This is a genomic window from Bartonella acomydis (assembly GCF_039543025.1).
GTDB classification, from domain to species: Bacteria; Pseudomonadota; Alphaproteobacteria; order Rhizobiales; family Rhizobiaceae; genus Bartonella; species Bartonella acomydis.
In genome coordinates this window covers 227,874-251,570 of sequence record NZ_BAABIY010000012.1, presented here as the reverse complement: position 1 = coordinate 251,570, position 23,697 = coordinate 227,874, and the positions used below count along the sequence as shown (strand labels likewise).

Sequence of the window (23,697 nt, the reverse complement as noted above, 5' to 3'; positions counted from 1 at the left end):
AAAAAAGAAAATATCCGTGCTCCCTTTTTCTTTTCCCAACCCCTTTATAAAAATGCATGGATCTTTTTATCAAAGTTACTTAATCCAAATTAATAATCTCTTGTATAGACGCAGTTTTTCAGTTTTACCCTTCATAAAAATTGTATAAAGTAAAAAAATACAAATAACTAATAAAGCGGAACATTTCCACACATCCCAAATGAGATCACATGACCTATAAACCACATGTCTTTTCTATTTCTCCGGGAATATCTTTTCTACCGCATTTTGTCGATGCACTGCTTTCTGGTGCTCTTATTGATAACTTTGCACCTCATGGAGATCTTCAAACTGCTCTTGCCGATACCCTTATCTATGTTCCCACACGCCGTGCTGCGCGCGCTTTGCGTTTAGCCTTTGTGGAAAGAAATGATACACGCTCAACTCTTTTGCCAACCATTCGCGCTTTGGGCGATGTGGATGAAGAAAGTTTCCTTTTTAGTGAAAACCATATCAATGCTCTGAATCCTCCTATGGGAGAAAGCGAACGCCTTTTGCTGCTCGCACATCTCATTCGTCCATGGCGTAAAAATTTGCCTGCTCATTTGCGTACCATGTTTGGTACAGAAGATGTACTTATTCCCGCTCATACTGCCGATGCAATTTGGCTTGCGCAAGATTTAACACAGCTGATGGATGAGATGGAAACAGAAGCAGCAGATTGGTCAAAACTTAAAGACATCGCCCCGGATATGGTCGCGGAATGGTGGCAAATAACGCTCGATTTCCTCACCATTATTACACAAAGCTGGCCACAAATTTTACAAGAAAGAGGACAAAATAATCCCGCTGCATGGCGCAATCAAGCCCTTAAAATACATGCCGAGACTTTATGGCAGACTCGGCCTGATAAACCTATCCTTGCAGCCGGTATATCAGGTTCTATACCCGCCGTTTCTGATCTTTTAAAAGTCATTGCCTCTTTGCCAAAAGGTGCTGTCGTTCTTCCTGGACTTGATCTTGAAATGGATGAAGAACAATGGGACGCATTAAATATAACCCGTAAAGAAAAAATAGCTTGTGATGTTTTTGATCATACAATAAATGCTTTTAGTCATCCTCAATATCATTTAAAAAAACTTCTTTCTCTCATGAAATGCCACCGCATGGATGTGTGCGAAATTGGTCAACAAAGTGCAATAAAGAAAAAGCGTATGGCTCTTTTATCAGAAGCGCTGCGACCTGCCTCCACAACAGAGCGTTGGGCGCAAATTGTCCGTGATGATTATGAATATCTTTGTGCCGATTGGTCATTCATTGAAGCGATAAATGAGCGTGAAGAAGCGCTCGCTATTGCTGTTGTTTTACGCAATGCTATCGAAAAGCCTCAAAAAAACGCTGCTCTTATTACCAATGACCGCAATTTAGCACGCCGTGTCGCAGCTGAACTACAGCGTTTTGGCATTGAAGCAAATGATTCAGGCGGAATACCACTTGCACAAACACTCCCTGCTACCCTGTTTCGGCTTCTTTTAGAAAATGTCTTGCAACCTTATGATCCTATTGCTTTTCTTTCCCTTCTCAAACATCCACTCACCACATTGGGACAAGAGCGTCATCGTTTACGTGAAATGGCAGAAAATTTTGAACTCTTTGTTCTTCGAGGAAACACGAGTTGTATCAATCTTTGCGAATGCGACAAATTTCTTGAAAAATGGATTGCAAAATATTCTGATAATATTTCTGAAACCAATGTGCTTGAGCAAAAAAAATGCGAAGAAGCACGCCTGCTTGGTGATCTTTTGATCAAAGCTGTGGAGCCTTTAGCATCGCTTATGAAAAAAGAGCAGGAATGTACAATCAACGAGGTCGCGGTAGCAACTGTTGAGGTTTTTGAGAATTTTGGGCGTGATGAAAACAATTCACTTGCTCATCTTTATCAACATGAAGCAGGTCAAGTTTTGTTGACTTTTTTGCGTGAATTGGTGAGCGATCAATCAGGATTAAAATTCCCTCTTTATGAATGGCCCGCAATGTTCTCAGCCCTTATAGCAACACGTTCTGTTACGCCTTCCCCAGGAGGGCATTCCCGTTTATTTATCTGGGGTACTTTGGAATCGCGTTTACAAACGGTTGATACCGTAGTTATCGGAGGACTTAATGAAGGATCATGGCCAATTACAACCCGCAATGATGCATTTTTATCGCGGCCAATGAAAATGATGCTCACTCTCGAACCACCCGAACAGCGTATTGGCCTTTCCGCACATGATTTTCAATGGGCTATGGGAATGGATAAAGTGGTGATGAGCCGAGCATTGCGGGTAAATCATACGCCTTCCATTCCTTCTCGCTGGTTACAACGCTTAGAAACGGTTATAGGAAAACATGTTTGGCAACAAATGCGTGCACGAGGTGAAATATTTCTTCATTGGGCGAAAATGCTTGATCATACAAATATCATTGCTGGTGCAACACGTCCTTGTCCTATACCACCTCTTGATACACGTCCTCGCCATTTTTCCGTTACTGAAATAGCAACGTTACGCTATGACCCTTATGCCATTTATGCAAAAAAAATCTTACGTCTTAAACCCCTTAAAGAACTCATCCATGCTCCTAGCTCTGCTGAACGCGGAACACTTTATCACGTTATTCTTGCGACTTTCTGTAGACAAGTAAAAAACCCAAATATTGCAAATGCACTCGATATACTCCTCAATATCGGACGTCAAGAATTTGATAAATTCAATTTGCCTGCCGATATTGAAGCAATTTGGTGGAACAATTTTGAAAATCTTGCTCCGTTTTTAATCCAATGGGAACAAAGCTTAGGACCTAGAGAACGATATGCTGAGGTAGTATCGCAAAAAATACCTATAAGTACAACAGGTGTCACCCTTTCGGGACGTGCGGACCGTATTGATGTGTTGCCAAATAAAACAGTGGAAATACTTGATTTTAAAACCAGTACCCCCCCCTCATCAAAACAAGTGCGCGATTTATTGTTTCCGCAATTGGCATTAGAAACAGCTTTGTTTATGCAAGGCGCTTTTCCAGATTTTCAAAATCTTACTCCCACAAATTTATTTTATGTCGCTCTTAATAAAAAAGGTAAAATCACTTCCCAATCAATTTTTTCAAAAAAAGAAGAAAAAGATCACCAAAGCGCCATTGATCTTGGTGAGAGTGCATGGAAACGTCTTATCGCATTAATGGATTATTATCAAAATCCACAACAAGGTTATCTTTCAAACGCTGTTCCTTTTAAACGAGAATATGAAGGTGACTATGACCATTTGGCACGCTTATGGGAATGGTCAAGCGCACTTCAGAAAGCAGATCAAGCATGACTTTTTTTTCTATTCCTGAAGCAGCTCTTGAAGCACAAGCAACGGCAACACATCCAAAAACAAATGTATGGGTTTCTGCCAATGCGGGATCTGGAAAAACCCATGTTTTAAGTGAACGCGTTATTCGTTTGCTTTTAAACGGTACCCCTCCTGCACGTATTTTATGCCTTACTTATACAAGAGCTGCTGCTGCTGTTATGCAATCACGGATTTTTCGCACACTTTCTAGCTGGAATGAGCTTGATGATGCACAGCTGCAACAAACCCTCTCGCAGCTTGAAAAGAAACCCATTAATGCGCAAAAATTAACCTATGCACGTCAACTTTTCGCGCGTGCTTTAGAGACACCGGGTGGTCTAAAAATTCAAACTATCCATGCATTTTGCGAATCTCTCCTGCATCAATTTATGTTAGAAGCCAATATTGCTGGGCATTTCGAACTACTTGATGACATAAGTCGAAAAAAACTCCTCCAAAAAGCCCGTCGCCAACTTTTGGAACATAAAGATGCACAATCCGCTTTGAAACAGCTGCTTAAAGTTATCAGTGAACACACACTTAACCAATTGCTGTATGAGGCAATTGAAAAGCGACATAAATTGGCTGGTTTTTTGTCCGCTATTCTCTCTGAAAACGAAGAAGAAAAATTGCGTGCGCTCTTTCATTTAGAAGCTGATGAAACAAATGAAAAATTGCTAGAAAAAATTCAACAAACTGCTCGCTTGCCTCTTTATGCCCTTACACATTGCAAAACCAACGGCAATAAGAGTCTTAAGGAAATGATCGCGAAATTTTCTCAATTAGAAAAGGCTCATGATGAAACAAACATTATCGATATTGTTTCCAATATTTATTTTACAACGAAAGGTGAACCACGCAATTTTTCGTGTTTATCTTGTAAAAAATTAGATAAAATTTGGCCCTTTATTCAACAAATGCTTGAAGATAAACAAAACAAGCTTTCTGTTCTTTTAGAAAAATATCAATGCGCAACAATCGTCAAACTCAATAGGGCTGCCTTTCAGCTTTGTGCCCTCTATCTTAAAATCACCGCGAATCTTAAAAAAGCCAATGGCCTATTAGATTTTGATGACCTCATTGAGCGCACACTTTCTTTGTTACAACGTCAAGGAGCAAGCCAATGGGTGCACTATAAACTGGATCGTGGTCTTGATCATATTTTGCTTGATGAAGCACAAGATACCAATCCTGAGCAATGGCAAATTATTCAACTGCTGGCACAAGAATTTTTTACAGGATATAGTCAACGTTCAAATATACGTACTCTTTTTGCTGTTGGAGATGAAAAACAATCCATCTATTCTTTTCAAGGCGCTGTACCAGAAAATTTTGCTGAAAATGGACGCATCATTCAAAAAAAAGCGCAGCAAGCAAAACAAAAATTTGAAAAAATACAACTGAATTATTCTTTTCGCTCTACAGCAGATATTCTTAAAAGTGTTGATCTTGTTTTTGAAACACCCCAAAATTATAAAGGACTTTCAGCAGAAAATACCAAAACAGTCCATGAAGCTATTCGTGTTCATAGCCCAGGGGAGGTTATTGTATGGGATGCTATTTCTAAAGAAACAAGCGAGCTTCCTGTTGATTGGCATTTAAGCATTGATCGTTTAGACACACCTGAAACACGTTTGGCAGAAAAAATTGCTGAAACTATTGCTGGCTGGTTACATAAAGGAGAAATGCTTCCAGCAAAAGGGCGTCTCATGCGCGCCAGTGACATTATGATCTTGGTTCGTAAACGTGATCACTTTGTTTCTGCCCTTTCTCGTGCCCTTAAATACCGCAACATTCCTATCGCTGGAGCTGATCGTTTACAGCTCATCAAGCACATTAGTGTGCGTGATTTAATGGCGCTGGCACGTTTTGTCTTGCAACCACAAGATGATCTTTCTCTTGCTTGTGTTTTAAAAAGTCCTCTTTTTGCCCTTAGTGAAGAAGAACTTTATCAGCTTGCCGCACATCGTACAGGCTCTCTATGGCAAAGTCTTTCTATGCATACCTCATCCCATGCATCTTTTAAAAATGCTTTTGAAAGTTTGAATCATTATCGCTCTCTCGTAGATAAAATACCGGTTTTTGAATTCTATAGCCATATTCTAAACAATGATAAGGGACGCCAAAAGATTTTGGCTCGCTTAGGAGTGGAAGCAAATGACGTACTTGATGCTTTTATGGATTATACACTCACTATTCAAAAAACCGGTTTACCAGGGTTACAAGCTTTTTTGGAAACATTAAGTGCAAACGATCCAGAAATTAAACGTGAGTTTGATCAAAATCATGAAGAAATCCGTATTATGACAGTTCATGCCGCAAAAGGATTAGAAGCTGCTGTTGTGTTTCTGGTTGACCCAGGAAGTGCTATTTGGCACCCTCAACATGCTCCACACTTGCTTAAAATCTCTTCAAGTCATGCTCAATGGAGCAATCAACATGCTTTTATTTGGTGCCCTCATGCAAAATTCGGAATACCTCCCTCTCAACAAGCATTGTCAGTCTTAAAAGAACGCGCAGAAGAAGAATATAGGCGCCTTCTTTATGTAGGAATGACACGTGCTGAAGATCGTCTATTTGTGTGCGGATATAGTGGTGAAAAAACTTTCCCTCATACATGGCTACAATTGGTAAAGGATGCTCTCAAACCACATGCCGTTGCTATAGAATCTCCAGCAGAAGATATTGCGGCTTGGCGCTATTGTATTACACCTTCTTCACCAGCCCCTATTAACAAAGAGCCCCCTTGTGCTAAATGCCAAACACCACCATCTCTGCCTGCCTTTTTTTCTCATAAAATTTCGGCAGAGCCCGCTCTACCTAAGCCACTGAGACCTTCTGTTGCTAGCCTTTCTATTGAAGCTGATCCTGAAATTTCCTCAAATCCAAAATATCTGGGTATCTCCCCTGTCTTAGGAGAAACAAACAGCAACAAAACTTTCTTCATTGAATATGGTAATATTGTTCACCGATTGCTACAATATTTGCCTAATTGCCCTCCTAAAAAACGTCGAGATTACGCCCAACACTATCTTAATACCAAAGCTTCTCATTGGTTTGAGAATCAAAAAGAAAAAGCACTTTGTCATATTTGGCAGATCTTAGATCATTCTTACCTCACTCCACTCTTTTCTGATCATTCTCGTGCTGAGGTCCCCTTAATGGGTATGGTAAAAATTCGTGGAAAAGAACAAGCTGTTTCCGGTCAAATTGATCGTCTATACATAACAGAAGAGAGCATAATTTTTGCTGATTTTAAAACGGGATTCCCACCTGAAAATGAAGATTCTATCCCTCCACACCATTTGTTGCAAATGGCTCTTTATCGAAAATTGCTGCAAACTATTCATCCCGATAAAGATATCCAAGCACTTCTTGTCTACAGCAAAGAAGTAAAAGTGTTTAAACTTCCTCCGGAAAAACTTAATACGCTGCTTGATGAAATCGCCTGACAAATTGTGAAAAACTTTTTCCCTTACAGCTTTTTATAATTTATCTTGGCAACAACTTGATATGAATCGTTATCGTACCAATCTAAAGAGATGAATATAAAGGATAAATCAATGACATGTATAACAGTTGATAATAGCAATTTCGAAAATGAAGTTCTGAATTCTTCCACCCCTGTTGTGGTTGATTTTTGGGCACACTGGTGTGGTCCTTGCAAAATGATTGCTCCGATTTTGGACGAAATTTCAGCAGAAATGCAAAATCAAGTTAAAATTGCCAAAGTGAATATCGATGAAAATCCTGAACTGGCTACCCAATATGGCGTGCGCTCGATTCCTACCTTGTTAATGTTTAAAGGTGGAAATGTTTCATCGAATATAGTTGGTGCTTCCCCTAAAGCACGTATTTCTGAATGGATTAAAGAGGCACTTCGTTAAATCTACTCATGAATTTCTCTAAAAAGGAGAGGAATCTTACCTCTCCTCCTTATTTGATGTCATAAAAATAATTCTCTTTTTAAAAATGCCTGTTTATTCAGAGCGTGTTTGATAATCTTTAAAAGTTGCAAATTTTATTTTTGGTGCTCGTTCTGCTTCATAATTCAATGAAAAATGATTTTCTGCTAAAAAAACGGGAGCTCCTTCTAGATCATGGGCAATGGCAGAACGGTGATTATTGAGAAATTTTTGTAACTCATCTTTGCTTTGCGCTGAAATCCAACGACATATATTAAAGCGGGCTGGCTCAAAACTCACCGGTAAGCCATATTCTATCTTCAGTCTTTCCTTTAAAACATCAATCTGCAAAGCACCAATGACACCAATGAGCGAGGATGAACCATCATCGGGAATAAATAATTGCACAACCCCTTCTTCCGCCATTTGTTGCAAAGCTTCTTTGAGTTTTTTTGCTTTCATCGGATCGCCTAAACACACACGACGCAAAATTTCTGGTGCAAAATTGGGGACTCCCTTAAAGAGAATATCTTCTCCTTCCGTTAAGGTATCACCTATACGCAATGTGCCATGATTAGGAATCCCTACAATATCACCGGCATAGGCTTGATCAGCAATTTGACGTGAACGCGCAAAGAAAAATTGTGGTGCCGAAAGCGTCATTGGTTTTCCTGTTCGTACCAACTTTGTCTTCATGCCACGTTCAAGTGTTCCAGAACAAACCCGAAAAAATGCAATACGATCACGGTGATTAGGATCCATATTCGCTTGAATTTTAAAAACAAACCCTGTCATTTTAGATTCCGTTGCAACAATACTGCGTTGATCTGCATCCTGATCACGTGGACTTTGACCAAAATCAATAAGCGCATTGATCAAATCACGAACACCAAAATTGCGTAAAGCCGAACCAAAATAAACCGGTGTCATATGTCCTTCACGAAAAGCTTGAAGATCAAAGTTTTTGCAAGCATTTCGTGCAAGTTCTACACTTTCAATAAAAGTTGAACGTTGATACTCAGGAAGTAGATTTCCAACTTCATGAGGTCCAGAAACTATCTGTTGTGTTACCTCATTATCTTTTTGACGAAACCGATTATGATGAAGATCAAATGTTCCCACAAAATCCTTCCCCGTACCAATGGGCCAAGTTATTGGTGCAGTATCAAGGGCAAGTTTTTCTTCAATTTCATCTAAAAGTTCTATAGGATCACGTGCCTCACGATCCATTTTGTTAATAAAAGTAACAATGGGAATATCCCGCATTCGACACACTTCAAATAATTTTAGAGTTCTCGGTTCAATTCCGCGTGCACCATCTAGCACCATAATAGCACTATCAACAGCGGTAAGAGTGCGATATGTATCGTCGGCAAAATCCTCATGACCTGGAGTGTCTAATAAATTAAAAATGTGATCTTCATATTCAAACGTCATCACCGATGTCACAACCGAAATACCGCGGTCTCTTTCAATATGCATCCAATCAGAACGCGTTTGAATACGATCTTTTTTCGCTTTTACCTCTCCGGCAAGCTGAATCGCTCCACCAAATAATAACAGCTTTTCTGTTAGCGTTGTTTTCCCCGCATCTGGATGGGCGATAATTGCAAAGGTGCGACGCCGTTTTACTTCTTGCACACGCTTTTCCATTATATCCCCACAGGTCGCATGAGCGCTTCAGCAATCAGTGCGCGCATTTCATTAATCCCATACAAGGCAATAAATGACCCCAATCGCGGTCCTCGTTCTTGCCCTAAAAGGACTTCATAAATCATATGAAAAAAGGCATTTGAAACTCCTGGACCCCCTTCAGGGCTTTTTTTGCTATGATCTTGATAGCGTTCTATTAAACGACCAACATCAAGAAGTGCATTTTGAATCATATTGCTATCAGCAGTTTCAGGCAAACTGGCTAATTTTGCATCAATTTGCCTTAATGTTGTCCGTTCATCGTCATCTGCTGCTCGAAACTTTTTGTTAGGTTTAACAAAAACATCAAAATATTTAAGGGCAAATTGAACCAATTGATCAAGTTCCGGATAAGTTTGTGCATTTGCTCCTTTAGCGTAGCGAGAAATAAAACCCCAAAGGACCTCTTTATTTTCTGCATTTGAAGCACTTACCAAATTCAAGAGAAGAGCAAAAGGTACAGGCAAATCAACTTGTGGAGGGCAACCATTATGGATATGCCATACCGGATTATTAAATCGTTCTTGCCAACTTTGACGACCATAAGCTGCAAGATGCGCATAATATTCATCAACGGCTTTTGGAATAACATCAAAATAAAGCCGTTTGGCTGTTTTGGGCTTTGAAAACATATAAAGCCCTAGACTCTCCGTTGGAGCATATGTTAACCACTCATCAATGGTTAAGCCATTTCCTTTGGACTTAGAAATTTTCTGACCCTTCTCATCCAAAAAAAGCTCATAATTAAATCCTTCTGGTGGTTTTCCACCAAGTGTTTTACAAATTTTAGAAGAAAGATTTGTGGAATCGATAAGATCTTTGCCCGCCATTTCATAATCAACATCAAGTGCTGTCCAGCGCATAGCCCAGTCCACTTTCCACTGACATTTTACTTTGCCACCCGTTACCTCTGTTTCAATGGTTTCTCCTGTTTCAGGTTCAATATAGGTGACAGTGCCTTTTTCAACATTTCGAGCAACCATCGGCACTTGTAAAACCTTACCAGAAAAGGGAGAAATAGGTAAAAAGAGCGAATAAGTCGCCCGCCTTTCTTCACCCAATGTTGGTAAAACAATTGCCATTACCTTGTCATAACAAGCAAGAATTTTTAAAAGTGTTTCATCAAAACGACCAGAGCTATAATAATCAGTGGCACTGGCAAATTCATAATCAAAACCAAAACGGTCAAGAAAAGCGCGCAAACGTGCATTATTCGCTGCTCCAAAAGAGGGATAAATATCTCCAAAAGGATCAGGTACGCAGCTAAGAGGTTGACCAAGATAGCTTTCCATCTTTTCGCGATCAGGCACATTATCAGGAACTTTACGCAAACCATCCATATCATCAGAAAAACAAAGCAATTTTGTTTTTACTTTATTCTCCGTGAGAATATGGAAAGCATGACGTACCATAGTTGTACGTGCTACTTCCCCAAAAGTGCCAATATGGGGCAAACCAGAAGGCCCATAGCCTGTTTCAAATAAAACACTCTCTGGATAACCTGTTTTCTCATACCGTTTGATAATTTTACGTGCTTCTTCAAAGGGCCAAGTTTTCGATTGAACTGCTGCATCTCTCAATTCAAGCGTAAGGCTAAGGGCATCACATTGATCACGCATCATTATCTTTATCCTAAAAAATTAAACTCTTTAACGGTAAGGTGTATGATTCTTGGATTCATTCGTCAATAATAGTAAGCGAAAAGCTGCCAAAAATCTTTTTATTATGCTCTTGTTATAACTAGGTTCTACCCTACTCTTGTCCTTCTGTTTTCTTTTATTTTTATATCAATGAACTATAAATATTATGAATATGTAATCTGCTCATTTTGATTATTTGTGTTTTAATTGCTGTTATTCTAGTCTTTGCTTATTACGCTTATCAGCAAGAAAAAAGTTTTCTAGCATTGAACTAAAAAACGAGCAAATAACCACTTTGCCAACATCAATAAGTTAGAAAAACGATAAAATGAAACACTTTATAAAAAAGATTATCTTCTGTAATGTAAATGGAATACGCGATTCATTTATTTGCATTCTGATGAACGTACTGCCAATGTGCGCAAACGCAAAGCGTTTAATTTAATAAAACCTGCCGCATCTTTTTGATCATAGGCACCTTCATCATTCTCAAAAGTTACCAATTTACTGGAATACAGTGACTTTTTGCTTTGACGCCCTTCAACAATCACATTACCCTTATAAAGCTTTAATGTCACTTCACCTTCAACATTTTCTTGAGATAAATCAATGGCTGCCTGCAACATTTTGCGTTCAGGTGAAAACCAAAAACCATAATAAATGAGTTCTGCATAACGCGGCATTAATTCATCCTTCAAATGCGCAGCCCCCCGATCCAATGTCAAAGATTCTATTGCCCTATGCGCTATCAAAAGAATGGTTCCTCCCGGTGTTTCATAAATGCCCCGTGATTTCATACCAACGAAACGATTTTCCACTAAATCTAACCGACCAATACCGTTATCGCGTCCATAATTATTTAATTCAGCAAGTAAATTTGCAGGAGATAAATTTTTCCCATTAATCAAAACAGCATCGCCTTTTTTAAAGCCAAGAGTGATTATCGTTGCTTTATCTGGAGCAGCTTCCGGTGAAAGAGTTCGCATATGCACATATTCAGGAGCAGGAGTGGCTGGATCTTCCAAAATTTTTCCTTCTGATGACGAATGCAATAAATTTGCATCAACCGAAAAAGGTGCTTCTCCTTGTTTGTCCTTCTCTACAGGAATTTGATGAGCATGTGCAAAGTTAATCAAATCTGTTCGACTCTTAAAATCCCAATCACGCCATGGAGCAATGATTTTAATATCAGGATTAAGAGCATAGGCAGAAAGTTCAAAGCGTACTTGGTCATTGCCTTTTCCTGTCGCCCCATGGGCAATTGCATCTGCACCCGTTTCCTTAGCAATTTCAATCAAACGTTTTGAAATGAGTGGACGCGCTATTGACGTTCCTAAAAGATAGGTCCCTTCATAAACAGTATTGGCTCGAAACATTGGAAAGACAAAATCACGTACAAATTCTTCACGCAAATCTTCAACATAGATTTCTTTCACACCCAGCATTTCTGCTTTATGACGTGCAAGGGCTAATTCTTCCCCCTGCCCTAAATCAGCTGTAAAAGTTACAACTTCAACACCCCATTCACTTTGTAACCATTTAAGAATAATAGACGTATCCAAGCCCCCAGAATAAGCTAAAACAACTTTTCTTATATTTTGCCACTTTTTCATTTTAGTATTCCACTGTGTTTGTTTTTCTTGAATTTAAAGATTTAAAACTGTGCAAACAATGAAAATAAATTCCCTTTGAACAATATTTAAAAGATGCAAAAGAATACAAGAAAGTGTAAAGAAGCATTTTTTGTAAGAAGTGTGAATTATTTGAATATTTTTACACAATAATTAAAGAGGTTTATATGTCATTTTTTCCTGAATGGCCTATTTTGATACAATTTTCTGTGGCATCGTTGATTTTAGCACTTATTCCAGGGCCTGATATGATGCTTTCTATAGGACGAACCATTACACAAAGCAAAAAAGCTGGTATTATGTGTGCTCTTGGGAGTGCAACAGGATTTGCCATTCAAGTGACAGGTGTAGCGCTTGGCTTATCTGCTCTTATTTTCGCTTCACCGCGCGCTTTTGTTCTTCTGAAAGCCGCTGGTGCTTTTTACCTTTTATGGTTTGCCATTCAAGCATTACGTAAACAGGCAACATTTTCTATTGAACAAGCACCATCTCAATATAAGAGCTCTAAACGTAACTATCTTGCTGGTATTGGAATTAATCTTTTAAATCCCAAAGTTATTCTCTTTAATGTAACTTTTTTGCCGCAATTTATTAAAGCGAATGACCCTATGGCAACACAAAAGCTCCTCATCCTAGGGCTTTCTTATATTCCTATTTCTCTCCCCATTACAATTTCAACGGTCTTTATGGCGCATAAACTTTTCAAAAGTCTCAAGCAAAACCCCCTTTATATGCGCTTTTTTAACTGGCTTATCGCTGGTATCTTTACCAGCTTTGCCTTCCATCTTCTCATAACTGAAAATTAAGTTCATAAGCTATCCATGGCATTTTCCAACTGAAAACGTTCCGATCTACGTAAACGTTCTGAAGCCGATTTAAGTTGACCACATGCTGCTAAAATATCACGCCCACGCGGTACCCGAATAGGCGAAGCATAGCCTGCTTGGTTGATTACATCAGCAAAACGCTCAATTTGTTCCCAATCAGAACATTGATAATTACTCCCCGGCCATGGATTAAAAGGAATTAAATTTATCTTCGCTGGAATACCTTTTAACAATTGTATCAATCGTTTAGCGTCAACCAAACTATCATTGATATCTTTTAGCATAACATATTCAAATGTAATGCGTTTGGCATTGGAGAGACCAGGATATTGACGGCAAGCATCCATGAGTCGAGCAAGCGGATATTTTTTATTGATAGGAACAAGTATATCCCGAAGTGTATCATGCACCGCATGGAGTGAAATCGCTAACATAACACCAATTTCCTCTCCTGTTCTGATAATTCCAGGAACTACCCCACTGGTTGAAAGTGTAATCCGGCGTTTTGATAAAGAAAGCCCTTCTCCATCAGAAGCAATTAATAAAGCTTTTTTGACTGCTTCAAAATTATACAGGGGTTCCCCCATCCCCATCATAACAATATTAGTGATTTTACGCCCTTCAATAGGAAAAATTGCCCCATCTGGCGTATCCTTATCAGGAAAATCACCCAAACAATCACGTGCAACCAATAATTGCGCTAAAATTTCTTCCGCTGTTAGATTGCGAACAAGTACTTGCGTTCCCGTATGACAAAAAGAACAGGTTAACGTACACCCTACCTGTGATGAAAGACACAAAGTCCCACGCCCTTCTTCAGGGATATAAACCGTTTCAATTTCCACAGCTCTTCCCGCCCCACGTGCTGGAAAGCGCAAAAGCCATTTACGTGTGCCATCTTTTGATAATTGTTCACCAACAATTTCTGGGCGCGCAATGGAAAAATGGCTCTTAAGCATTTCTTGCATGGGTTTAGAAATATTTCGCATTTCATCAAAATTTGAAACACCACGCACATAAAGCCAATGCCAAAGCTGACGAACACGCATACGCGTTTGACGTTCTGGTATACCAATTGTCTTTAAAGCTTGCGCCATTTCATCTTGCGATAAACCAATTAAAGAGAGCTTAATATTCTCTCTTACGACAACATCATTTGCTTCCCGTGATGGATATAGTCCAACTCGTTTAAGGTCATAGGAAATGGCCATTGTTTTCCAATTTATATCATAATTCAAAGTTACAAAAACCTTAACGGCATTTCTCTGCCGCATTCAATGCAGCAGTAACCCCTTTTAAGGAATAAGTATAGGTCGTAGAAGTTCCCCGTTTTGAGAGTGCTTTCACTGTCATATTCATTCCAGCACGCATAGCAGAAACAAGCTGCTTTTCTAACTCTGGTGAAGATAACCAAGCCGATGAATCTTTTGTGAAAAAATCAAAATCCTTATCTCCAATAGTCACAGTAACTTTTGATCCTTCTTTAAGTGTATAACCCGCCATGAATTGTGGTTCAAAAGAAATAGGAGACTGAGAGCGCTTTGTAACCAAAAAGAAATTATCACCATGATTAACCGTTGTGGGAAGAGACTGTAAAGGTACCGACAACACATAGCAAACTGCATCTTTGGACGATTTATAAGAATAGGTCCCCCAAGCCTCAAATTGATTTAAACGGTTTGGTGTTTGTGCACATACTGCCCCGGTAGTAACCAAAACCATTACAGATACAGCAATGACAATCTTTTCAAACATTTTCATTTAGCTCACTTCTTTAGTCTCTAATAAGATTCTCTTTATTGGAAAGCTCAACAAAAACTCGTTGATGCTTTAGTGTCGTTGTCCCCATCCTTTCAACAAGCGAAATATTTTCATATTAACCTGAACTGCTCTTCACCTTTAATTTTGATCTTTTTGTTACAAATATGAATTTTTTATTCAATAACCAGATTTAAAAAACAATATTTTGATTTAATGTGACTAAATTTGTTTCTTGTATAAAAAACATCTCTTTAAGCAATTGGAACTTAAAATAAAGTGCGAATATACCATCTCCCTATTAAGAAATAAACTATGCTCTTTTACTGCAAGAAATTCGCTGTAAAATTTTTGAAATGTATACCATAAAAAACACTCTATAAATTTCTCTTATTTTCTGCAAATGACAACACATTTATACGTACCCAATATTGCATGGATGATATCTTTATTTTGCCTTTTTTCAAAGCACCTATCCCCAAGCTATAGAATATCCCTTCGCATAATAAATGCTTTGTAAAAAGAAATAGCAAAACTTAGAAACTCTTTTATTTCACGTTCTTACAAAAAACGATTCTTTTGCGAATGTGTCTTAAATCACATAAAAACCGCATTTTTATACACGCTATATTATTTTACGTCATATCTGTAGTGCATGATCCACAATCGTACACCATATCATCCTTTAAGCTGCATTTGATTTTGAATTTTGAATCAATAAAGCATAAAGTTCATCGGCATCATAGGTGTTGCGCAATTTTTGAACAACATCGCTATGACGTAAAACACGTGCAATTTGTGATAAAGCTTTCAAGTGATCTGCACCAGCATTCTCAGGCGCTAATAAAAGAAAAACAAGATCTATTGGCTCATCATCTAGAGCTTCAAAATCAACTGGATTTTCAAGATGCGCAAATAAACCAATGATTCGATTAATCTCTGGAAGTTTTCCATGAGGAATTGCAATACCACCGCAAAGCCCAGTTGAACCTAGCTTTTCACGTTGTAAAACAATATCAAAAATCACATGTTCACTAAGATTTGTCAGCTCAGCAGCTTTTCTGGCTAAAACCTGCAGAACTTGTTTCTTCGAATTCGCCTTAAGCGCCGGAATAATTGCTTCCGGTGCAATTAACTCACTCAAATTCATTACTTTAATTTTCCTTTTACATGCTAAAATGCTCATCTACAAATGTGTAAAGAATGTTTTCTAAAGCTCTTTCACTTTCTCGCATCATCACATGTGATTTTAATTTCCAATTTATAACGGGTAATGGCCCAATTCATCTCATATCGCTCTCAGTGCAATAATAAATAGTCATTTAACGCTTAATTAACAGCATGAAAAAACATGGAAATGACATTGTCCATAAATTTAATTTTCCTATGATACGTGACAAAACCTATCATTTATAAATTTCTGAAGCTTTCCAGTATAAAAGTTGGTGTGCAACTTCTTCATCAGATTTTCCTCTTTAACTTTTAAAAATCGGCTTCCATAAAATGAGAAAGACATTTAAACAAAATGGTACTTTACTTTGACAATTCCTGCGTAGCATGAGTGCTACCTGATAAGATCCAAAAGCATTAAATCATTCAATGGTTACTTTAAAGGGATTACGCATTGGGCTTAATATTCATAGCTATGCACCTATTTTTAAGTGGCAATGCAAAGCAACAAAATATCACAAACTCTATTTAATAACTGTAATATAATCCATGGGTACTACCGCAAAAAATATCCGAAACAGCATCATCGATATGTTTGTTCAACAAAAAAATATTATGAATACCATATACCTTCCAACAACACGCGCATTTATTTATAATCTCGTTTACCATTCATTGTCAGGTTAATCTAGTGATATCTTTTCTATAGCACCCTAAAAAACAAACTAAACACATAAAGCAATGAAACATTCATCTTGATGAAACTCTCTTTCCACTATTTATTATAAAAAAATTTTAGCATAAAATAAGATGCTTCTTAGCAATAATATTATAAACACAATCTTTTGAAAAAATCTTATTGCCTATTCCAACTCAATTCCCTTTTCTTCCCCTCAATAGTATCTTCTTAATCCATTGAAGTTTTTTTAACAAAATCGTCACAGTTCTTGCCAAAGAACGGCTCTTGTTTTCGCTAATATAGTAAAATGCATCTCAATAATAGCTTATGAAAAATCAAACTAAATTTCATATCTTTTCCATGAAATATGTTTGACTGCATCAATTTAAAGATATGGCTATTTGTGCTCATTATGTTGATCTCTTTAAGTGTAAATGAAAGTATCATCAGAGAGAAAATTGATTTCCTAAATAAATTCTGCGCACATCAACATTGTTTATAATATCATCAGGAGAGCCATGAACTAATACTTGACCTGCATGAATGATATAAGCACGATCGACAAGTCCTAATGTCTCGCGCACATTATGATCGGTTATCAAAACACCAATCCCACGTCTCGTTAAATGACGAATAAGCTGCTGAATATCAAAAATAGCGATAGGATCAATTCCTGCAAATGGTTCATCAAGCAACATAAAGTTGGGGCGAGAAGCTAAAGCACGTGCAATTTCAAGCCGCCGACGCTCCCCTCCTGACAAAGAAAGGGCAGGCATTTTTCGTAAGTGGTCAATTTTAAATTCATATAAAAGAGCATCTAACTCTTCGCGTCGTTTAAAACGGTCTTTCTCTACAACCTCCAAAACAGCTTTAATATTATTTTCTACTGAAAGACCACGAAAAATAGAAGCTTCTTGCGGAAGATAGCCAATACCTAAACGAGCACGTCTGTACATAGGAAGATATGTGATATCAAATCCATCAATTTTAATGGATCCTCCATCAGATTTTATGAGGCCTGTAACCATATAAAAACAAGTCGTTTTTCCCGCCCCATTGGGACCTAAAATGCCAACAGCTTCTCCAGTACGAATACCAAAAGAAACATCCTTAATCGTTTGTTTTCCACGGTAAATTTTCATCAAATGACTGGCAATTAAAGTCCCATTTAAGCGTTTTCTTAAAGCTTCATTTGCTAAATCATCTCTATCCGTCTGTTTTTTTCTTTTGATTCCAAACATGAAATCTTAATGGCCATTCTTTTGACTTTGTTTAAAAATGATGGAAACACGGCCCTTTTTCTCAGACGTCTCACAACCTTCTAAAAAAGCTTTGCCGTTTTTCATATCTGCCGTGAGTGCGCACCCTGTTGCTACATTATCACCATCGGTTAATACAACATTCTTCCCTGTTAAGCGCATTATTTTTGACTTACCATCAAAGACACCTTTATCACCCGTAGCGATTTGTGTAGCAATTTTTATATAAACTTTTCCTAAAGCTTCCATTTTCTGAACACCTGTCGAACCAAACCAAGCAGGAGATAACGCCTTTGTCTCTGTTTCAGCTTTATCTGTTCCTTTATGCGTCTTATCATAGTAAATAATCAATTTTGTTGCTCGTAAAAGACGTTCACCTTGAACCACAGAAACATCACCTCGAAAAAGCGCTATCCCCTCTTCATCACGTATTTCTAAAGAATCTGCATAAAGTTCTACAGGTTCTTTGTCATTTGATAAACTCATACCAAAATGGACACTTTCAGCATATCCAAAAACTGTTTCAAACCCTAATATTCCCATGCTCAAAGCCAAAGAAATTCTCATCCATTTTTTGTATGATCTCCTCGGCTTCATCTCATCACTTCTCACAGTTCTTCTGTTCACAGATACCTATACTGCTTATAGGAATCATTTAAGATTTATCATTTAGATCTCATTGCTGACCGATTACCAAATGCACACCGCCATGAAAGTATATATTTTGTCCTTTTCCTCGAATTTGCAAAGCATTTGCCGCAAGATGTAAGCCTGTGCGTTGAATATTGACAGGTTGATTTGTATTTAATTGCCCCTCGGATAAATTAATATTTGCTGTCATAAATTGTGCGATCATTCCGTCATTGGTTCTAATAGTGAAGGGCTTATCCAACTGTAAATAACCTTCCGTATTATCATAAATCCCCCCTCGTGCATCAAGAAAAACCCGTTTGTGTTTGCCAACGAATACCTCAGCTGTAATATTTTGAAGACCAATTGTTCCAGAATGTGTACGATCTTGAAATGCCTTTTCTGCTTTAAGCCAATAAGGTTCATGAGAGCGTGTGTAACCTTCTAATTTGGGATTGAGCATTGTCAATTTGGTTATTCCTTCCTCTTCATGATTCGAAGTCATAGATTCAGAGGCAGTGGGAACCCAAAAAAATGTAAACCAACAAAAAATGAGTGCTACAGCCAATGCAGCAAGAGGTAAAAAAAACTTTAATATGCCAATATAACGCGAATGACGCGATGCTTTTTTAAAAACATCAGCCAAAGGTGATTGTATTGAAAAGGCTTTATAATGATTATGTACGGACATACTTTCCTAATCTCTTAAATGTTCCGTGTCTTTTCATCTGTATAACCCCTATAAAAGGTATTTTCAAATTTTGTTTCTTGCAATTTGTTTTTTCTTGGTTTTATTTTCATTCATTTATATATTGTAGTGTGTATGTATGAAATGCACAATTGTAGAAAACCTTTTTGGTGTGAAAGTGAGGCTATTTTGGTTAAATCAGAGCTTATACAGATTATTGCACGTCAAAATCCACATCTTTTTCAACGCGATGTAGAAAATATTGTGAACGCTATTTTTGAAGAAATTTCAACAGCACTCGCAAATGGTAATCGTGTGGAACTTCGCGGATTTGGGGCTTTTTCCGTTAAAAGCCGCTCAGCTCGCAATGGTCGCAATCCAAGAACAGGTGATGCCGTCGCTGTCGAAGAAAAATGGATTCCTTTTTTTAAAACTGGTAAGGATTTACGTGATAGACTTAATCAATGAGTAAATTTATGACATTTAAACGTATCTTTTTTGCAATTATTTTAGCGATTCCCACGGCGATTTTGGTTGCTTTTATCGTAGCTAATCGTCAAACGGTTACTTTGACGCTTGATCTTTTTCAGACAAACTCAGAAAATTTTACTTATCACGCTCCTCTTTTTATATGGCTCTTTATTTTTTGGGGTATTGGCATTTTGTTGGGAGGATTAAGCAATTGGTTTGCATATCATAAATGCAAAAAAGCCCTCAAAAAAAGCAAAGCCGAGTTTGAAAAATTAAAAAAATCAATCACAGATATGGTATAAATTTTGAGTGAAAGTTTTTCTTTGTGTACCTAATACAGAAAAAACTGCTCTTTTTATTTTTTCCTATACGTACTTAATTGACTCTAGGGCTTTATGCTCTTACAAAAAATTGAGAGCTTTATAACAATACCTCTATCGTGATATTCTATATGTCTGCACAATGTTTTCCGTCTTACCACAACAATAGATATCCGCAGGAAAAATTGCCTGTTATTTTAGAAACAGGAGCAAGTGCAAATTATGCTCTCATTGATTCTGGTAATGGACAAAAATTAGAGCGTTATGGGGCTTACCGCATTATTCGCCCAGAAGGACAAGCCTTATGGAAACCAGCTTTATCACAAAAGCAATGGAAAAATGTTGATGCCATTTTCACTGGAAACAGAGATGAAGAAGGCGTTGGCCGTTGGCATTTTCCTAAAAAACCGCTTGATGAAACTTGGCTTCTTTCTTGGAATGGATTGTCTTTTCTAGGCCGTTTTACCTCCTTTCGTCACGTTGGAGTTTTTCCTGAACAAGATGCCCATTGGCGCTTTATGGAAGAACAAATTGCTCAAGCTACACGTCCTATCAAAATGCTTAATCTTTTTGGCTACACCGGTATTGCTTCTCTTATTGGTGCACGCGCGGGTGCAAATGTTACACATGTGGATGCTTCCAAAAAAGCCATCGCTTGGGCTAAAGCCAATCAAGAAAAAGCTGGATTATTAGATTATCCTATTCGTTGGATTTGCGATGATGCTGTAAAATTTGTCGAACGTGAATTGCGTCGTAAAAAAAACTATGACATGATTCTTCTCGATCCTCCTGCCTATGGGCGTGGACCCCATGGAGAAATTTGGCAATTGTTTGATCATTTACCCACCATGATTACAAATTGCCGTAAATTGCTTTCTGATAAACCTCTTGCGATTGTGCTTACTGCTTATTCTATTCGTGTTTCTTTCTATGCGCTTCACGCTCTCATGCGTGATGAATTGGTAAATCTTGGTGGTATTGTCGAATCAGGAGAATTAATCCTGCGTGAAGAAACCTCTGGGCGTGCCCTTTCTACTTCTCTTTTTAGTCGGTGGTCTGCTTGAATATGTGTATACAAAAAATCGGTAAGGTCAAAGAAATTACTTCCCTTAGCAATCCCATAATCAAAGACCTTCGTGCACTCAGCCAGAAGAAAAACCGCAATCGAGAAGGTCTTTTCATGGCAGAAGGACTAAAATTGGTGATTGATGCTCTCAATCTCGGTTGGACAATACAAACTTTGATTTTTTCTAAAAGAAAAATTGGTGATACCACTATCGAAAATACCGCCGCACGTATCTTAGCTAATGGCGGTTTTGTTATTAAAGCCTCACAAAAGGTAATGGAATCACTTACCAGACGCGATAATCCACAAACAGTTATTGGTATCTTCAAACAACAGTGGCACCTCCTTGAAATGATCAAAGAGCAGGTCGAGGATGTGTATCTTGCACTTGATCGGGTACGAGATCCCGGAAATCTTGGCACCATTATTCGTACTGCAGATGCCGTAGGTGCTAAAGGCGTTATTTTGATTGGTGAGACAACAGACCCTTTTTCCCCTGAAACAGTCCGTGCAACAATGGGATCAATTTTTTCTATACCACTTTATCGTTGTGATGAAAGTGCTTTTTTAAACTGGTCAGACCAATTTAAAGCCATGATCGTTGGCACACATCTTAAAGGATCTACCGATTACCGTAGTATTGATTTCAAAAATGGTCCCATTATACTTCTCATGGGAAATGAAAAACAAGGGTTACCTGATATTCTGGCAAATCATTGTGATAAACTTGCGCGTATTCCACAAAGCGGACATGCAGACTCACTTAATCTAGCAATAGCAACAGCTATCATGCTTTATGAAATTCGTCGTCCTTATTTAACACTAAACCCATGAGAGACTAAAATATGATACATAAATCACTACTCTTTTTTCTGCTTGGCTTAGGTATTACAGTAGGGCTTGACCAAGCAGTCAAATACTGGGTTATGCACAATATGCCCCTTGGAACAACAAGTCCGCTTCTTCCTTTTCTTTCCCTTTACCATGTACGTAATTCTGGTATTGCGTTTTCGTTTTTTTCTTCCTTTTCTCATTGGGGACTTATTGTTATTACACTTGCTATTATTATTTTCCTTCTATGGTTATGGAAAAGCGCTGCACAGAATAGGTCTTTAATGCGTTTTGGTCTCACCCTCATCATCGGTGGAGCAATCGGTAATCTTATTGACCGTATTCGTTTTCACCATGTGACTGATTATATCCTCTTTCATATCGATGATATTTTTTATTTTGCTATTTTTAATCTTGCCGATAGTTTTATTACACTTGGTGTCATTGCTATCCTCATCGATGAATTGCATATCTGGATAAAAGCAAAGCGTCATTCCAATCACCCATTGTCACAATAAAATTTTGTCTATTCTCTAAAAATAATCACATTTCATACAGTATCTTTATATTATATGAGCATCAGCATGATATGGATTGAAGAATATAAAGAGAAATCTTTTTAAAACAAACACGTAAATGTCCAACACAATGCTGTTCTGTGTAAGAGGTGTGTAACCTTTCAGATGATTCGTATTTATGGACTTTACGTTATGTTCTTCATAGAGAAATAACAACTTTATCATTTAAGCTTTTTCCTTACCAATTTGTAAGGTTTCTCACCCATATAAGTCTCTTGTAATTTTAAAATAAATCCCCATAATAAAAGGAGGTATGCTGGAATTCCGCCAGCGGCGCCTGGAGTTGTTGGTATTCGCCAAGTAAAGGTTTATACAAAACTGCTGTTATATACAGAGATTCTTTTTAACTCCAAAATCTGGTGGAACATATACTAAAGGACTTTACATTATGGCTGATTTCAAAAATTTACGTTCGGCGTCTGTTTCTCATGCCAATGCATCAATTGATCTAGGATTGCGTAGCTATATGCTGGGCGTCTATAATACAATGGCCATTGGTTTGCTTATTACAGCAGCAGCTGCTTATGCAATCGCATCATTAGCAACGACAACAGATATGAGCCAGGCAGCCGCTCAAATCAATAGCAGTGTTTATTTAACTTCATTTGGAGTAACATTCTATACATCGCCACTTTCCTATATTGTTATGTTTGCTCCACTTATAGCGGTACTATTCCTCAGTTTTAAAATAAGCACATTGAGTACAAGTGCAGCCCGCAGCCTCTTTTTTGGATACGCTGCTCTTGTTGGATTATCACTCTCTTCGATTGTTTTGCGTTATACGACAGAAAGTATTGTGCAAACCTTTGTGATTACCGCGGCATCTTTTGGCGCTCTTTCCCTTTATGGTTACACAACAAAGCGTGATCTTACAGCGATAGGTTCATTCTTTTTTATAGGTTTAGTTGGCTTAATGCTTTCCATGATTGTGAATATATTTCTTGGATCAACTGCTTTGCAATTTGCTATTTCTGTGATTGGTATATTTATTTTTGCTGGTTTAACAGCTTACGATACACAGAATATTAAGTTGATGTATTATGAAGGAGATCAAAGCGACACAAAAGGACGTAAGATTATTATGGGGGCTTTGAGTCTCTATCTTGATTTTATCAATATGTTTGTTTTCTTATTGCAATTTCTTGGCTCAAACCGTGACTGATTTGGAAAGCCATAACTTAAGTAAAGAGCCTTGTTTCTTA

General features: G+C 37.9%; 19 protein-coding genes. 10 read left to right on the top strand and 9 right to left on the bottom strand.

What is annotated here, in order from left to right; genetic code table 11:
* Positions 1-209 precede the first annotated feature (209 nt).
* The 3 genes from addB to trxA all read left to right on the top strand — a co-directional run bounded on the left by addB (position 210) and on the right by trxA (position 7,237).
* Positions 210-3,332 carry a double-strand break repair protein AddB gene (gene addB, locus ABD909_RS03005; RefSeq protein WP_345096479.1) on the top strand — a complete coding sequence of 1,041 codons (3,123 nt, stop codon included), beginning with the start codon at positions 210-212 and terminating at the stop codon, positions 3,330-3,332.
* A complete protein-coding gene (gene addA, locus ABD909_RS03000) occupies positions 3,329-6,802 on the top strand; it encodes a double-strand break repair helicase AddA (protein ID WP_345096478.1) in 3,474 nt (1,157 codons plus the stop codon). Before addB ends, addA begins: the two co-directional genes overlap by 4 nt.
* A gap of 111 nt (positions 6,803-6,913) precedes the next feature.
* Positions 6,914-7,237, top strand: coding sequence for a thioredoxin (gene trxA, locus ABD909_RS02995; protein ID WP_345096477.1), 324 nt, complete (start codon positions 6,914-6,916; stop codon positions 7,235-7,237).
* 93 nt (positions 7,238-7,330) lie between these two features.
* Here the strand turns inward: trxA and ABD909_RS02990 are convergent, their stop codons facing one another.
* From ABD909_RS02990 to ABD909_RS02980, 3 genes are all read right to left on the bottom strand, one after another.
* Positions 7,331-8,908, bottom strand: a complete 1,578-nt coding sequence (locus ABD909_RS02990; RefSeq protein ID WP_345096476.1) for a peptide chain release factor 3 — start codon at positions 8,906-8,908, stop codon at positions 7,331-7,333.
* Entirely contained in the window at positions 8,908-10,569 is a 1,662-nt protein-coding gene (locus ABD909_RS02985; RefSeq protein ID WP_345096475.1) for a lysine--tRNA ligase, read from the bottom strand. The genes ABD909_RS02990 and ABD909_RS02985 overlap by 1 nt, the downstream gene beginning before the upstream one ends.
* A gap of 404 nt (positions 10,570-10,973) precedes the next feature.
* Positions 10,974-12,200, bottom strand: coding sequence for an argininosuccinate synthase (locus ABD909_RS02980; protein ID WP_345096474.1), 1,227 nt, complete (start codon positions 12,198-12,200; stop codon positions 10,974-10,976).
* A gap of 185 nt (positions 12,201-12,385) precedes the next feature.
* On the opposite strand from ABD909_RS02980, the gene ABD909_RS02975 reads away from it, so the two are divergent.
* Positions 12,386-13,024, top strand: coding sequence for a LysE family translocator (locus ABD909_RS02975; protein WP_345096473.1), 639 nt, complete (start codon positions 12,386-12,388; stop codon positions 13,022-13,024).
* A 2-nt stretch (positions 13,025-13,026) separates the two neighbouring features.
* Here ABD909_RS02975 and rlmN read toward each other — a convergent pair whose 3' ends face one another.
* The 6 genes from rlmN to lptC form a co-directional block, all read right to left on the bottom strand.
* Entirely contained in the window at positions 13,027-14,256 is a 1,230-nt protein-coding gene (gene rlmN / locus ABD909_RS02970) for a dual-specificity RNA methyltransferase RlmN (protein ID WP_345096584.1), read from the bottom strand.
* A 40-nt stretch (positions 14,257-14,296) separates the two neighbouring features.
* Positions 14,297-14,800 carry an invasion associated locus B family protein gene (locus ABD909_RS02965; RefSeq protein WP_345096583.1) on the bottom strand — a complete coding sequence of 168 codons (504 nt, stop codon included), beginning with the start codon at positions 14,798-14,800 and terminating at the stop codon, positions 14,297-14,299.
* Between the two features lie 688 nt (positions 14,801-15,488).
* Positions 15,489-15,953: a PTS IIA-like nitrogen regulatory protein PtsN gene (ptsN, locus tag ABD909_RS02960; RefSeq protein ID WP_345096472.1), complete on the bottom strand. Its 465-nt coding sequence runs from the start codon at positions 15,951-15,953 to the stop codon at positions 15,489-15,491.
* Positions 15,954-17,098: 1,145 nt separating this feature from the next.
* Positions 17,099-17,893 carry an LPS export ABC transporter ATP-binding protein gene (lptB, locus tag ABD909_RS02955; protein ID WP_345096471.1) on the bottom strand — a complete coding sequence of 265 codons (795 nt, stop codon included), beginning with the start codon at positions 17,891-17,893 and terminating at the stop codon, positions 17,099-17,101.
* Between the two features lie 6 nt (positions 17,894-17,899).
* Complete coding sequence (locus ABD909_RS02950; protein WP_345096470.1) at positions 17,900-18,508, bottom strand: LptA/OstA family protein; 609 nt, start codon at positions 18,506-18,508, stop codon at positions 17,900-17,902.
* A gap of 79 nt (positions 18,509-18,587) precedes the next feature.
* Positions 18,588-19,232 (bottom strand): LPS export ABC transporter periplasmic protein LptC, encoded by a 645-nt coding sequence (gene lptC, locus ABD909_RS02945; protein WP_345096469.1) that lies wholly within the window; start codon positions 19,230-19,232, stop codon positions 18,588-18,590.
* A 186-nt stretch (positions 19,233-19,418) separates the two neighbouring features.
* On the opposite strand from lptC, the gene ihfB reads away from it, so the two are divergent.
* The 6 genes from ihfB to ABD909_RS02915 all read left to right on the top strand — a co-directional run bounded on the left by ihfB (position 19,419) and on the right by ABD909_RS02915 (position 23,657).
* Positions 19,419-19,697, top strand: coding sequence for an integration host factor subunit beta (ihfB, locus tag ABD909_RS02940; RefSeq protein ID WP_006589974.1), 279 nt, complete (start codon positions 19,419-19,421; stop codon positions 19,695-19,697).
* Between the two features lie 8 nt (positions 19,698-19,705).
* Complete coding sequence (locus ABD909_RS02935; RefSeq protein WP_345096468.1) at positions 19,706-20,002, top strand: lipopolysaccharide assembly protein LapA domain-containing protein; 297 nt, start codon at positions 19,706-19,708, stop codon at positions 20,000-20,002.
* A gap of 149 nt (positions 20,003-20,151) precedes the next feature.
* Positions 20,152-21,084 (top strand): class I SAM-dependent methyltransferase, encoded by a 933-nt coding sequence (locus tag ABD909_RS02930; RefSeq protein ID WP_345096467.1) that lies wholly within the window; start codon positions 20,152-20,154, stop codon positions 21,082-21,084.
* Between the two features lie 2 nt (positions 21,085-21,086).
* On the top strand, positions 21,087-21,920 hold the full coding sequence (locus ABD909_RS02925) for a TrmH family RNA methyltransferase (RefSeq protein WP_345096582.1): 834 nt from the start codon (positions 21,087-21,089) through the stop codon (positions 21,918-21,920).
* A gap of 11 nt (positions 21,921-21,931) precedes the next feature.
* Entirely contained in the window at positions 21,932-22,435 is a 504-nt protein-coding gene (lspA, locus tag ABD909_RS02920; RefSeq protein WP_345096466.1) for a signal peptidase II, read from the top strand.
* 448 nt (positions 22,436-22,883) lie between these two features.
* A complete protein-coding gene (locus ABD909_RS02915) occupies positions 22,884-23,657 on the top strand; it encodes a Bax inhibitor-1/YccA family protein (protein ID WP_345096465.1) in 774 nt (257 codons plus the stop codon).
* Positions 23,658-23,697 lie beyond the last annotated feature (40 nt).